Raw genomic sequence first — 12685 nt, forward strand, 5'->3', positions numbered from 1 at the left:
CTTTACACTCCCATATACTTTAACACAAATAATATTATTGCTATTGGTATTATTGATATCAATAACAAGCTATCAGACTTTTGCCAGTTTAATTGACGATAACTCGTTCGCTGTTTGTTTGTATCATAACCACGTACTTCCATTGCAATTGCTAAATCTTCAGCTCTTTGGAAAGCTGAGATAAATAAAGGAATTAACAAAGGTATAAACGCGCTCACTCTATTGATTAATCCCCCTGAACTGATTTCAGAACCTCTTGATTTCTGTGCTAAGATAATTTTATCCAGTTCATTCATTAAAGTTGGAATAAAACGTAAAGCAATTGACATCATCATACTCAGTAAATGTACAGGTATTTTTATCAACTTTAATGGATATAATAACCTTTCAAATGCATCAGTAAGATCTAAAGGACTTGTCGTTAAAGTCATAATTGTAGACACCATAATGATAAACATTAGCCTCAAGACAATATAAATACCTTCTAAAATACCATGTGTATCAATTGAAATAAAACCGAATTCAAATATCCGTATACCACCTTTAGTTAAAAATAAATGCATTAAAAAGGTGAAAATCAGAAAAATCCATATTGGGGTTAACCCCTTAATTAAAAACCAAGCTTTTATATGAGCAGTTTTCATCATGGTTACAATGATTATAAATAACCATAAATAAGTAAAAAATGAATGTGCAAAAAATATTAATATAATAAATAAAAAGACAAAAATTAATTTTGCACGTGGATCACGACGATGTACAAAAGTGTCTAATGGAAGATAACGTCCTATAATAAACTTATCTCTCATTTTTTTGCCACTCCTTATACATCTCAGTGAATTCTGATTCGGTTAATGCAATACGGTCAAATTTAATTTGATGTTTTGCTTCAATGTCTCTCTGTAATTTAACGATATCTGGAACATCCAAATGCATGTCTTTAACATAGTCATTTGCATTAAACAATTTTCTTGGAGAACAGCTTTCAACTAATTTGCCCTGCTTAATAATTTTTACTTCATCAACATATTTTGCAACGTCATTCATTTCATGCGTGACTAATATAATTGTTTTATGTTGTTCAATTTGAAGTTTCTTTAACATTTCCATGATTTGATTTCTACTTTTAGGATCAAGACCTGCAGTGGGTTCATCTAATATGACAATATCTGGATCCATAGCTAAGATAGAAGTAATTGCTATTTTTCTCATTTGGCCTCCCGACATTTGGAAAGGCGATTGTTCAAGTATATCTCTATTAAAACCGAATTCGATTAATAATTGAAATGCCCGTACTTTTACTTCTTCAAGTGGCATATTAAAATTTTTAGGTCCAAATAATATTTCTCGTTCTACTGAGTCTTCAAAAAGTTGTGATTCTGGAAACTGGAATACTACCCCTACACGTTTTCGTACTTGTTTTAAATACTTATCTTTAGTTTTATGTGTAATTTGGACATCATTGACCTCTAAAGAGCCATGTGAAGGTTTGAGTAGTCCATTAATATGCTGAATTAATGTAGACTTGCCTGAGCCTGTTTGACCAATTACTGCATAATACTTTCCTTGTTCAAAAGTGGTTACAATGTCTTTCAATGCAAGATGCTCATAAGGTGTTCCTTTTTGATAAACATAAGATACTTGATCAAATTTAACAGTCATAATTTGCTTACCAACCTTTCGTAAGAAATATAGTCAGTAACACCTAAGAGTTGTTGGCTCATTCTCATTGCAAACGGTAAATCTAAACCAATTTGTGTCAGTGCCGCTCCTTTATTAAAAATAACTTGAGGCAAACCTGCTTGATATAAGGAACCTTGGTTTAAAACAACTAAATGGTCCGCATCTATAGCTTCTGATAAATCATGAGTGATGGAAATGATTGTCACATCTTTTTCTTCTTTTAAACGGTGAATTAATGAAATTAATTCTGTTCTGCCTTCTGGATCTAACATAGATGTCGCTTCATCTAATATAATGATATCCGTATTTAATGCTAAGACACCTGCGATTGCGACACGCTGTTTTTGACCACCTGAAAGTGATTGCGGCTCATATGTGGCTCTACCCAACATATCTACATCCGCTAATGCTTTGGGTACAATTTCGTGCATCTTTTCGTAAGCTATCGCATTATTTTCTAAACCAAAAGCTACATCAAATTCTACAGTAGACCCTACAAATTGATTTTCTGGATTTTGAAATACAATTCCTATATGTTGTCTTAACTCATTTAAGTTATCATCATTGATACTTATACCGTTCAAATAAATTTGGCCTTCAAAAGGTTTTTGAATGCCTATCATCAGTTTTGCTATCGTTGATTTACCTGAACCATTGTGGCCTACTATAGAAGTCCATTTACCTCTTGGTATGCTAAATGATACATCATTTAACGCAAGTGGTTCATCGCTATTATATTTAAAAGATACGTGATCAAATTTAATTATTTCTTCTGCTTGCGTTACCATGTCAGTTATCTCCTAAATCAAAAATATTAATCATATACTTAATCATTTTACATGAAAAACAATAAATAAGCACTTCTTCTTCACTAATTTTTCTTTTAAATCTCATTTATTGAGGCTTCAAAAAGATACCATTAAACATCTAAAGATTATATTTCACGATTAACAATTACTGATACCTAACAATAAACTTATATGAATTTATAAACAAATCGCTGATTAGCTAGAACTGCTCATGTCTCCACTCCGTGAAGGCATTCCTTATCTTCTTCGAATTAAGGCTTAGCGGTTCGCTATTGCTTTGCAATTGCATAAGCCCCCCTAAATTCTTCGAATTAAGGGGGGCTAACAAAAAAAAGCGCGCACCCCATCATATTTGAGTTCACGCTTTAAAATTTATTAAGTTTGATGGGGTACTCTGAGCTAGACAATATTTGTATGTGGCAAACATTATCGTTGCACTCATTTGCTTTATACATAGTAGTATGTGTATTTAAATTAAACTAATTCTATAATTACTGATTCAGCACCGTCACCACGACGAGGGCCTACTTTAAGGATACGAGTGTAACCACCTTGACGTTCTGTATAACGTTCAGCAATTTCACCAAATAATTTTTGAAGTGCAGTTTGTGTTGTTTCATCTTCATTTAAGATTTCAACATTACGTAAAGTTTTAGCAGCTTGACGACGAGATGCTAAATCTCCTTTTTTACCTAAAGTGATTAATTTTTCAACAACACTACGTAATTCTTTTGCACGTGCTTCTGTAGTTTCAACACGCTCACTTACAATAAGTGAAGTAGCTAAGTCACGTAACATCGCTTTACGTTGATCAGATGTACGTCCTAATTTTCTGTAACCCATGAGTTAACCTCCTTTATATTAATCTTCTTTTCTAAGACCTAAACCTAGATCTTCAAGTTTATATTTAACTTCTTCTAATGATTTACGTCCTAAATTGCGCACTTTCATCATATCTGCTTCAGATTTATCAGCTAATTCTTGAACAGAATTAATACCTGCGCGTTTCAAACAGTTATATGAACGTACAGATAGGTCTAATTCTTCAATAGACATTTCAAGTACTTTTTCTTTTTGATCTTCTTCTTTTTCAATCATGATTTCAGCATTTTGAGCTTCATCAGTTAATCCAACGAAGATGTTCAAATGTTCAGTTAAGATTTTTGCCGCTAGAGAAACAGACTCTTGTGGCGTAATAGAACCATTAGTCCAAACATCTAAAGTTAATTTATCAAAATCACTACTTTGACCTACACGTGTGTTTTCTACAGTATAGTTAACACGTTCTACTGGTGAATATAGTGAATCCACTGGAATTACACCAATTGGTAAATCACTAGTGTTATTTTGTTCTGCTAATGCGTAACCTCTACCCTTATTAGCAACAAGACGGATTTTTAAATGTCCACCATTAGATACTGTTGCGATCTTAATCTCAGGATTTAAAATCTCTACATCACTATCATGTGTGATGTCACTTGCAGTAACTTCGCCTTCATCTTTTACATCAATCTCTAATGTTTTATCTTCTTCAGAATAAATTTTCAATGCTAGTTTTTTGATGTTCATGATAATTGTTGAAACATCTTCTACAACATTATCTATTGCTGAGAATTCATGTAATACACCTTCGATTTCGATGTATTTAACGGCTGCACCTGGTAATGAAGATAGTAGGATACGACGTAAGGAGTTTCCTAGTGTAGTACCGTAGCCACGTTCTAGTGGTTCAACAACGAACTTACCGAATTTAGCATCTTCACTAATTTCAATTGTTTCAATTCTAGGTTTTTCGATTTCAATCATTTACAAATATCCTCCTTGATTACGTCGACTTGAATTGTACTGTGTTTCTCAGTGACTTGCGACAATAACGATAATATTATACGCGACGACGTTTTGGTGGACGACAACCATTATGTGGTACTGGAGTAACGTCACGGATTGCAGTTACATCTAATCCAGCTGATTGTAATGCACGGATCGCTGATTCACGACCTGGGCCAGGACCTTTAACTGTAACTTCAACAGTTTTCAAACCATGTTCCATAGCTGTTTTAGCTGCAGTTTCTGATGCCATTTGTGCTGCGAATGGTGTTGATTTTTTTGATCCTTTAAATCCAAGTGCACCTGCTGATGACCATGATAAAGCATTACCAAATTCATCAGTAATAGTTACGATTGTATTATTGAATGTTGAGCGGATATGTGCTACACCATTCTCAATATTCTTTTTCACTCTACGTTTACGAGATACTTGTTTACGTGCCATTTAAAATTTGCCTCCTTTACCTATTATTTTTTCTTGTTAGCTACAGTTTTAACTGGGCCTTTACGAGTACGAGCATTGTTTTTTGTTTTTTGTCCGCGTACTGGTAATCCACGACGGTGACGGATACCACGGTATGATGAGATTTCCATTAAACGTTTAATGTTTAAGTTTTGCTCACGACGTAAGTCACCTTCTACTTTATAATTGTCGATTACTTCACGGATACGACCTAATTCGTCATCAGTTAAGTCTTTAACGCGTGTATCTGCAGATACATTTGCTTCTTCAACAATTTTTTGAGCTGTAGTAGTACCGATACCATATACATAAGTTAACGAAATAACAATACGTTTTTCACGTGGAATATCTACTCCTGCTATACGTGCCATAATTATTTACACCTCTCTTTATTAACCTTGTCTTTGTTTGTGTTTTGGATTGCTACAAATTACCATTACTTTACCTTTACGTTTAATGACTTTACATTTTTCGCAAATTGGTTTTACTGATGGTCTTACTTTCATTTTAATACCTCCCTATATTATGGAGTGACGATTATTTATAACGATACGTAATTCTTCCGCGTGTTAAATCATACGGAGACATTTCTACAGTTACTTTGTCGCCAGGTAGAATTCGAATATAATTCATTCTGATTTTACCACTAACGTGAGCTAAAATCTCATGACCATTTTCTAATTCTACTTTAAACATTGCATTTGGTAAAGTATCTAATACTGTACCTTCTAATTCAATAACATCTTGCTTAGCCATTTATTAACTTCCCCCTTTTTACAATAGTTGGTTATCGTCTAAGATCAACTCTAACCCTACGAGTCTATAAGTGTTGTTAATAAGTTCAACAAAATTAAAATGAATTACTATATCGCATTGTCACTCTTTTTCGTTTATACTCTTGGCATTACATAGACCGTACAAAGTTGATACTATTTTAGATTCTCAAGAATATCGATTACGTTTGAAGTAACCTCGTTAATATCTTTTGAACCATCAATGTTTTTCAATACATTTTCATTATCATAGTATTCTAGGATTGGCTTAGATTGTTTCACATTGACATTTAAACGATTTGCAACTGTCTCTGGGTTGTCATCTTCACGTTGGTATAATTTACCACCGTCAATATCACAAATGCCATCAACTTTTGGAGGATTGAATACAAGATGATAAGTGTGCCCGCATTTTTCGCAAATTCTACGACCAGTAAGGCGGTTCATTAATTCTTCTTCAGGTACCTCTATATTGATAACAGCATCAATTTTTCTATCTAATTCTTGCATGATTTCACTTAATGCTTTTGCTTGTTCAATAGTACGAGGAAAGCCGTCAAGTAAGAATCCTTTTTTTGCATCGTCTTCAGAAATTCTTTCTTTTACGATGCCCACAGTAACTTCATCAGGGACTAATTCTCCACGATCCATGTATGATTTAGCTTCTTTGCCTAAATCCGTTTCATCTTTAATCGCTTTTCTGAACATGTCTCCAGTAGATATGTGTGGAATTGGGAATTTCTTAACAATTTCACTCGCTTGAGTTCCTTTACCCGCGCCAGGTAAACCCATTAAAATGATATTCATAAGTGCCCTCCTACAATTTATCTACCACCAAAGCCTCTATAATCTTTTTGACTCACTTGAGCTTCAAGACTCTTCATTGTTTCAATCGCAACACCAATTACGATAAGTAGACTTGTACCACCGACTTGAATCGATTGTGGTAAGTCCATCACCTTAGTAGCAATGATTGGTAGTATAGCAACGACAGCTAAGAATATTGATCCTACAAAGGTCAATCTGTAGAGAACTTTAGTAATATATTTTTTTGTTTGTTCGCCAGGTCTAATACCTGGAACATAACTTCCTTGTTTTTTAAGGTTATCAGACATCTTTTCAGGATTGACTTGTACAAATGCATAGAAATATGCAAATGCAATAATAAGGATTACATAAACAATCATCCCTATATTATTCGATGGATTTGCAACGTCAGATACTTTTTGCGCCCAACTTGCATCAGGGAAGAACAAAGTTAATGTTCTTGGTAATAAGAAGAACGCCATTGCAAAGATGACTGGGATAACCCCTGCAGAGTTAACTTTCAAAGGTAAATATGTTGCTTGTGAACCTAATCGTTGTGCAGACTGTTTTTTCGCATATTGAATTGGTATTTTTCTAATAGCTTGTAGTACGAATATTGCACCAACTGTTAGCAATATCATTCCAACAATTAACCCAATAACTTTTAACCATGCTAAAGTTGTGTCATCTTGTCCTACAAAGGACTGTTGGTAAAACTGGATTAATGATGAAGGTAATGAAGATAAAATACCTCCAAAGATAATGATGGAAATACCATTACCAACACCGAATTGAGTGATTTGTTCACCTATCCAAATTAAAAACGCTGTTCCAGCTGTTAATACAACAGCTATTGTCAGGTAGCTTATTACGGACTGATCCATAATAAGTTGACCTTGTAAATAATTATTAAATTGGAACGCCATTCCTATTGATTGGATAAAAGCAAGTACAATCGCAAAATAACGGGTTACGTTATTAAGTTTCTTTCTACCTGCATCACCTTGTTTTGCCCACTCTGAAAACTTTGGAACAATATCCATTTGTAATAACTGCATCACAATTGATGCAGTAATATATGGCATTATACCCATGGCAAAGATAGAAAAGTTCTGCAAGGCTCCGCCACCAAACGTATTCAGTAAGTCAGTGACACCTTGAGAACCTTGTTGACTGTCAAAAGCAGCTGGATTTACGCCAGGTGCTGGAATATAAGTACCTATTTTAAAAATAACTAACATTGCGAGCGTAAAAAAGATCTTGTTACGAACTTCTTTTGTAGTAAAGAAGCTCACAAGCGTTTGAAACATTAGATCACCTCGTGTGCTCCGCCTTTAGCATCAATAGCTTCTGCTGCAGAAGCAGAGAATTTGTTAGCTTTCACTGTTAACTTCTTGTCAAGTGAACCATTACCTAGTACTTTAATACCAGATTTTTCACTTTTAACTACACCAGATTCTACTAATAAAGCAGGAGTTACTTCAGTACCATCCTCAAATTTATTAAGTTGGTCTAAGTTAACAATAGCATATTCTTTGCGGTTAATGTTAGTAAAACCTCGTTTTGGTAAACGGCGGAATAAAGGTAATTGTCCACCTTCAAATCCTGGTCTGATACTACCACCTGAACGCGCTTTTTGTCCTTTTTGTCCACGACCACTAGTTTTACCGTTACCAGTAGCTGCACCACGACCTACGCGGTTACGAACTTTACGAGAACCTTCTGCTGGTTTTAACTCATGTAATTTCATTTCGGCACCTCCTTAATTATTTTTCTTCTACTGTCACTAAGTGACTTACTTTGTTGATTTGCCCACGAATAGCAGGGTTATCTTCAACAACTACTGAAGAGTTTGTTTTTTTCAAACCTAAAGCTTCAACAGTTTTACGTTGTGTTTCTGGACGACCTATAACACTACGAGTGAGGGTAATTTGTAATTTAGCCATAACTTATTTTCCCTCCTTAATTATATAATTCTTCTACTGACTTGCCACGTAATTTCGCAACTTGTTCAGCATTTTTAAGGTTTTGTAATCCATTAATTGTTGCACGCACCATGTTAATTGGTGTGTTTGAACCTAAAGATTTACTTAAGATATCAGTGATACCTGCTAGTTCTAATACCGCACGAACAGGACCACCCGCAATAACACCAGTACCAGGTGCAGCCGGTTTCATTAATACACTACCTGAACTGAATTGTCCAGTGATCATGTGAGGAGTTGTACCTTCGACACGTGGAACTTCAACTAAGTTTTTCTTAGCTGCTTCAACTGCTTTTTTGATTGCTTCAGGTACCTCTTGTGCTTTACCAGTACCGAATCCAACGCGACCGTTTTTATCTCCAACTACTACTAAAGCGCTGAAACGGAAACTACGACCACCTTTTACAACTTTTGCAACACGATTAATTGTAACAACGCGTTCTTCAAATTCTTTCGCTTCTTCTCTACGAGCCATGTAAATGTCCCTCCTTTAAATTAAAATTCTAAACCATTTTCACGAGCTGCTTCTGCTAATGCTTTAACACGTCCGTGATATAAATATCCTCCGCGGTCAAATACAATTGTTTTTACGCCTTTTTCATTTGCTCTTTTAGCAATTGTTTCGCCGACTTTAGCTGATAAATCAACTTTAGATCCAGTTTCATTAGCTAGATCTTTTTCTTGTGTTGAAGCTTGTGCTAATGTTTTGCCATTAACATCATCGATAACTTGTGCATAAATGTGTTTGTTTGAACGATAAACATTTAGACGTGGTTTTTCAGCAGTGCCAGACAATTTGTTACGGACACGTGCATGTCTTTTCAAACGCACTTTGTTTTTATCAATTTTGCTGATCATTTTATTACTCCTTTCTTCTGAAAGTTATTTATTATTTACCAGTTTTACCTTCTTTACGGCGAACGTATTCACCTTGGTAACGGATTCCTTTACCTTTGTAAGGTTCTGGAGGTCTTACTGAACGGATGTTTGAAGCAATCGCTCCAACTTGTTCTTTTGAAATACCTTCTACAGTTACTGTAGTGTTTTTATCAACACCGAAAGTGATTCCATCTTCAGCTTTAAATTCAACTGGATGTGAGTATCCAACGTTTAATACTAGGTCATTACCTTGCATTTGAGCACGGTAACCAACACCTACAAGCTCAAGTGTTTTTTTATAACCATCTTTAACACCTAGAATCATATTATTAATCAAAGCACGAGTTGTACCATGAACTGTTCTATCATTTTGAGAATCAGTTGGTCTTACAACTTCTAATGTGTTTTCATCTTGCTTATATGTCATTCTTTCATTCATTGTTTGTGATAATTCGCCTTTTGGACCTTTAACAGAAACTGTATTTCCTTCGATAGTTACTGTAACGTCACTAGGAATGTCAATAATTTTTTTACCAACACGACTCATGTTATCGCACCTCCTTGTTATTAATTATTACCAAACGTAACCTAAGATTTCTCCACCAATATTACGTTTTCTTGCTTCTTTATCAGTGATTACACCTTCAGAAGTAGAAACTAATGCAATACCTAAACCATTTAATACTTTAGGTACTTCGTTTGCTTTAGCATAAACACGTAAACCTGGTTTTGAGATACGTTTTAATCCAGTGATAACACGTTCATTGTTTTGACCATATTTAAGGAATAAACGGATAACCCCTTGTTTATCGTCTTCAACGTATTCTACGTTTTTAATGAAACCTTCACTTTTTAATATTTCAGCAATTTCTTTTTTAATATTTGATGCAGGTAGTTCTAACTTATCGTGACGCACCATGTTTGCGTTTCTTACACGAGTTAGCATATCTGCAATTGGATCGTTGATTGTCATTGAATGTTGCCTCCTTTCAGACTTTTTTCTATTACCAGCTAGCTTTACGAACGCCAGGGATTTGGCCTTTATAAGCTAATTCACGGAAACAAATACGGCATAATTTAAATTTACGATATACAGAATGTGGACGACCACAACGTTCACAACGCGTATATTCACGTACTTGGAACTTTTGTTTTTTTTGTTGCTTAGCAACCATTGAACTTTTAGCCACTTAATTAGCCTCCTTTAGAGATTATTTTTGAAATGGCATACCGAATTGTGTTAACAATTCACGAGCTTCCTCGTCAGTGTTAGCAGTTGTTACGATAACGATATCCATTCCTCGTATTTTACTTACTCGGTCGTAGTCGATTTCAGGGAAAATTAATTGTTCTTTAACACCTAAAGTGTAGTTACCTCTACCGTCAAATGCAGATTTTGATACACCACGGAAGTCACGAACACGTGGAAGTGATACCGCAATTAATTTATCTAAAAAGTCATACATTCTTTCACCGCGTAAAGTTACTTTAGCACCGATTGGCATACCTTCACGCAAACGGAATGTAGCGACAGATTTTTTCGCTTTAGTTACTAATGGTTTTTGACCAGTGATAGCTTGTAATTCTTCTACAGCATCATCTAATACTTTAGAGTTTTGTACAGCATCACCAACACCCATGTTTACTACAATTTTTTCTATTTTTGGTACTTCCATTACAGAACTATAGTTGAATTTTTTTACTAAGTCCGTTGTAACTTCAGTATTAAATTTTTCTTTTAAACGATTCACAGTGGATCCTCCTTTCAATTAATTATTCATTATTAGATTTAATTTCTTCGCCAGATTTTTTTGCAATTCTAACTTTTTTACCGTCTTCGAATTTGTAACCTACACGAGTAGGTTCATTCGTTTTAGGGTCTAATAATTGTACATTAGAAACATGGATTGCTGCCTCTGTTTCTAAGATTCCACCTTCAGGATTAAATTGAGTTGGTTTTTGGTGTTTTTTAATAGTGTTAACACCTTCCACAACGACACGGTCTTTTTTAGGTTCAGTAGCTACTACTTTACCTTCTTTACCTTTGTCTTTACCTGCGATAACTTTTACGTTGTCACCTTTTTTGATATGCATGTGTGGCACCTCCTTAAATTTATATATTTATAAATAGTTTATTAAAGTACTTCTGGAGCTAATGATACAATTTTCATGAAATTACCTTCACGTAATTCACGCGCAACTGGTCCAAAAATACGAGTACCACGTGGGCCTTTGTCGTCACGAATGATGACACATGCATTTTCATCAAATTTGATATATGAACCGTCATTACGACGTACACCTGATTTAGTACGTACAACAACAGCTTTAACTACTTCACCTTTTTTGACAACGCCGCCTGGTGTAGCATGTTTAACAGTAACGACAATTACGTCACCAATGTTCGCTGTTTTACGACCAGATCCACCTAATACTTTGACTGTAAGTACTTCACGTGCACCAGAGTTATCTGCTACTTTTAATCGTGTTTCTTGTTGGATCATGAGTTAAACCTCCTTTATCTTCACTGTTTATTAAATAATTACTGATTCTTCAACAATATCTACTAAACGGAAACGCTTAGTTGCTGATAAAGGACGTGTTTCTTGAATCTTAACGATGTCCCCTAATTTAGCTGAGTTGTTTTCATCATGTGTTTTGTATTTTTTAGAGTATTTTACTCGTTTGCCATATAGTTTGTGTGTTTTGTATGTTTCAACAAGTACAGTTACTGTTTTATCCATTTTATCGGAAACGACTCTACCTACATAAACTTTACGATCATTTCTTTCGCTCACTTTAGTAACCTCCTCTTTCAATTTGATTATTGATTAGCCTTACCTTGTTCAATTTCTCTTTCACGAGCAACAGTTTTTAGACGTGCAATCGTTTTTCTTACTGTACGAATACGTGCAGTTTCCTCTAATTGTCCTGTAGCTAACTGAAAGCGTAGGTTAAAAAGCTCCTCTTTTGAAGATTTGATTTGTTCTTCGATTTCAGAAGTGGTTAAGTCTCTAATTTCCTTAGCTTTCATTTGTTTCACCACCCAATTCTTCACGTTTTACAAACTTAGTTTTAACTGGAAGTTTGTGACTAGCTAAACGTAATGCTTCACGCGCAACTTCTTCGTTTACGCCTGCAACTTCAAATAAAATTCTACCTGGTTTTGCAACAGCAATCCAGCCTTCAACGGCACCTTTACCAGCACCCATACGAACTTCTAAAGGTTTTTTAGTGTAAGGTGTGTGTGGGAAGATTTTGATCCAAACTTTCCCGCCACGTTTCATATAACGAGTCATTGCAATACGAGCTGATTCGATTTGACGAGATGTGATCCAAGACGTTGTAGTTGCTTGTAAACCATACTCACCAAATGTTACATAGTTACCGCCTTTAGAACGACCAGTTGTTTTAGGACGATGTTGACGACGATATTTAACACGTTTTGGTAGTAACATT

General features: G+C 35.0%; 24 protein-coding genes. All 24 read right to left on the reverse strand.

What is annotated here, in order from left to right; genetic code table 11:
* Positions 1-2 precede the first annotated feature (2 nt).
* Positions 3-809 (reverse strand): energy-coupling factor transporter transmembrane component T family protein, encoded by an 807-nt coding sequence (locus MUA21_RS09300; RefSeq protein ID WP_107365258.1) that lies wholly within the window; start codon positions 807-809, stop codon positions 3-5.
* On the reverse strand, positions 799-1662 hold the full coding sequence (locus MUA21_RS09305) for an energy-coupling factor transporter ATPase (protein WP_107525453.1): 864 nt from the start codon (positions 1660-1662) through the stop codon (positions 799-801). The genes MUA21_RS09300 and MUA21_RS09305 overlap by 11 nt, the downstream gene beginning before the upstream one ends.
* On the reverse strand, positions 1659-2471 hold the full coding sequence (locus tag MUA21_RS09310; RefSeq protein WP_262561123.1) for an energy-coupling factor transporter ATPase: 813 nt from the start codon (positions 2469-2471) through the stop codon (positions 1659-1661). Before MUA21_RS09310 ends, MUA21_RS09305 begins: the two co-directional genes overlap by 4 nt.
* Positions 2472-2966: 495 nt before the next feature.
* A complete protein-coding gene (rplQ, locus tag MUA21_RS09315) occupies positions 2967-3335 on the reverse strand; it encodes a 50S ribosomal protein L17 (RefSeq protein WP_046208416.1) in 369 nt (122 codons plus the stop codon).
* 18 nt (positions 3336-3353) lie between these two features.
* The gene (locus MUA21_RS09320; RefSeq protein WP_107525451.1) at positions 3354-4298 is read right to left on the reverse strand and encodes a DNA-directed RNA polymerase subunit alpha; all 945 of its coding nucleotides are present in this window, start codon (positions 4296-4298) and stop codon (positions 3354-3356) included.
* Positions 4299-4374: 76 nt separating this feature from the next.
* The gene (gene rpsK / locus MUA21_RS09325) at positions 4375-4764 is read right to left on the reverse strand and encodes a 30S ribosomal protein S11 (RefSeq protein WP_262561124.1); all 390 of its coding nucleotides are present in this window, start codon (positions 4762-4764) and stop codon (positions 4375-4377) included.
* Between the two features lie 23 nt (positions 4765-4787).
* Positions 4788-5153: a 30S ribosomal protein S13 gene (gene rpsM, locus MUA21_RS09330; protein WP_046208417.1), complete on the reverse strand. Its 366-nt coding sequence runs from the start codon at positions 5151-5153 to the stop codon at positions 4788-4790.
* Positions 5154-5174: 21 nt separating this feature from the next.
* The gene (rpmJ, locus tag MUA21_RS09335) at positions 5175-5288 is read right to left on the reverse strand and encodes a 50S ribosomal protein L36 (protein ID WP_002482634.1); all 114 of its coding nucleotides are present in this window, start codon (positions 5286-5288) and stop codon (positions 5175-5177) included.
* A 31-nt stretch (positions 5289-5319) separates the two neighbouring features.
* The gene (gene infA, locus MUA21_RS09340) at positions 5320-5538 is read right to left on the reverse strand and encodes a translation initiation factor IF-1 (RefSeq protein WP_001118443.1); all 219 of its coding nucleotides are present in this window, start codon (positions 5536-5538) and stop codon (positions 5320-5322) included.
* 173 nt (positions 5539-5711) lie between these two features.
* Positions 5712-6362: an adenylate kinase gene (locus tag MUA21_RS09345; RefSeq protein WP_019468658.1), complete on the reverse strand. Its 651-nt coding sequence runs from the start codon at positions 6360-6362 to the stop codon at positions 5712-5714.
* A gap of 17 nt (positions 6363-6379) precedes the next feature.
* On the reverse strand, positions 6380-7672 hold the full coding sequence (gene secY / locus MUA21_RS09350; protein WP_046208418.1) for a preprotein translocase subunit SecY: 1293 nt from the start codon (positions 7670-7672) through the stop codon (positions 6380-6382).
* Positions 7672-8112: a 50S ribosomal protein L15 gene (rplO, locus tag MUA21_RS09355; RefSeq protein ID WP_046208824.1), complete on the reverse strand. Its 441-nt coding sequence runs from the start codon at positions 8110-8112 to the stop codon at positions 7672-7674. Before rplO ends, secY begins: the two co-directional genes overlap by 1 nt.
* A 16-nt stretch (positions 8113-8128) precedes the next feature.
* Positions 8129-8308 (reverse strand): 50S ribosomal protein L30, encoded by a 180-nt coding sequence (rpmD, locus tag MUA21_RS09360; protein ID WP_002482630.1) that lies wholly within the window; start codon positions 8306-8308, stop codon positions 8129-8131.
* 16 nt (positions 8309-8324) lie between these two features.
* Positions 8325-8822, reverse strand: coding sequence for a 30S ribosomal protein S5 (rpsE, locus tag MUA21_RS09365; protein ID WP_019468655.1), 498 nt, complete (start codon positions 8820-8822; stop codon positions 8325-8327).
* Positions 8823-8842: 20 nt separating this feature from the next.
* The gene (gene rplR, locus MUA21_RS09370) at positions 8843-9205 is read right to left on the reverse strand and encodes a 50S ribosomal protein L18 (RefSeq protein ID WP_046208420.1); all 363 of its coding nucleotides are present in this window, start codon (positions 9203-9205) and stop codon (positions 8843-8845) included.
* A 31-nt stretch (positions 9206-9236) separates the two neighbouring features.
* Positions 9237-9773 (reverse strand): 50S ribosomal protein L6, encoded by a 537-nt coding sequence (rplF, locus tag MUA21_RS09375; RefSeq protein WP_019468653.1) that lies wholly within the window; start codon positions 9771-9773, stop codon positions 9237-9239.
* A gap of 27 nt (positions 9774-9800) precedes the next feature.
* Positions 9801-10199 carry a 30S ribosomal protein S8 gene (gene rpsH, locus MUA21_RS09380; RefSeq protein WP_019468652.1) on the reverse strand — a complete coding sequence of 133 codons (399 nt, stop codon included), beginning with the start codon at positions 10197-10199 and terminating at the stop codon, positions 9801-9803.
* Between the two features lie 31 nt (positions 10200-10230).
* Positions 10231-10416: a type Z 30S ribosomal protein S14 gene (locus MUA21_RS09385; protein ID WP_046208421.1), complete on the reverse strand. Its 186-nt coding sequence runs from the start codon at positions 10414-10416 to the stop codon at positions 10231-10233.
* A gap of 21 nt (positions 10417-10437) precedes the next feature.
* The gene (rplE, locus tag MUA21_RS09390; RefSeq protein WP_046208422.1) at positions 10438-10977 is read right to left on the reverse strand and encodes a 50S ribosomal protein L5; all 540 of its coding nucleotides are present in this window, start codon (positions 10975-10977) and stop codon (positions 10438-10440) included.
* Between the two features lie 22 nt (positions 10978-10999).
* The gene (gene rplX / locus MUA21_RS09395; RefSeq protein ID WP_040029978.1) at positions 11000-11320 is read right to left on the reverse strand and encodes a 50S ribosomal protein L24; all 321 of its coding nucleotides are present in this window, start codon (positions 11318-11320) and stop codon (positions 11000-11002) included.
* Between the two features lie 41 nt (positions 11321-11361).
* The gene (gene rplN, locus MUA21_RS09400; protein WP_019468649.1) at positions 11362-11730 is read right to left on the reverse strand and encodes a 50S ribosomal protein L14; all 369 of its coding nucleotides are present in this window, start codon (positions 11728-11730) and stop codon (positions 11362-11364) included.
* 30 nt (positions 11731-11760) lie between these two features.
* On the reverse strand, positions 11761-12024 hold the full coding sequence (gene rpsQ, locus MUA21_RS09405) for a 30S ribosomal protein S17 (RefSeq protein WP_019468648.1): 264 nt from the start codon (positions 12022-12024) through the stop codon (positions 11761-11763).
* Between the two features lie 26 nt (positions 12025-12050).
* Complete coding sequence (rpmC, locus tag MUA21_RS09410) at positions 12051-12260, reverse strand: 50S ribosomal protein L29 (RefSeq protein WP_002482620.1); 210 nt, start codon at positions 12258-12260, stop codon at positions 12051-12053.
* Positions 12250-12684, reverse strand: a complete 435-nt coding sequence (rplP, locus tag MUA21_RS09415; RefSeq protein WP_019468647.1) for a 50S ribosomal protein L16 — start codon at positions 12682-12684, stop codon at positions 12250-12252. Before rplP ends, rpmC begins: the two co-directional genes overlap by 11 nt.
* Position 12685 lies beyond the last annotated feature (1 nt).

The organism is Staphylococcus ureilyticus, assembly GCF_025558845.1.
Taxonomy (GTDB): Bacteria; Bacillota; Bacilli; order Staphylococcales; family Staphylococcaceae; genus Staphylococcus; species Staphylococcus ureilyticus.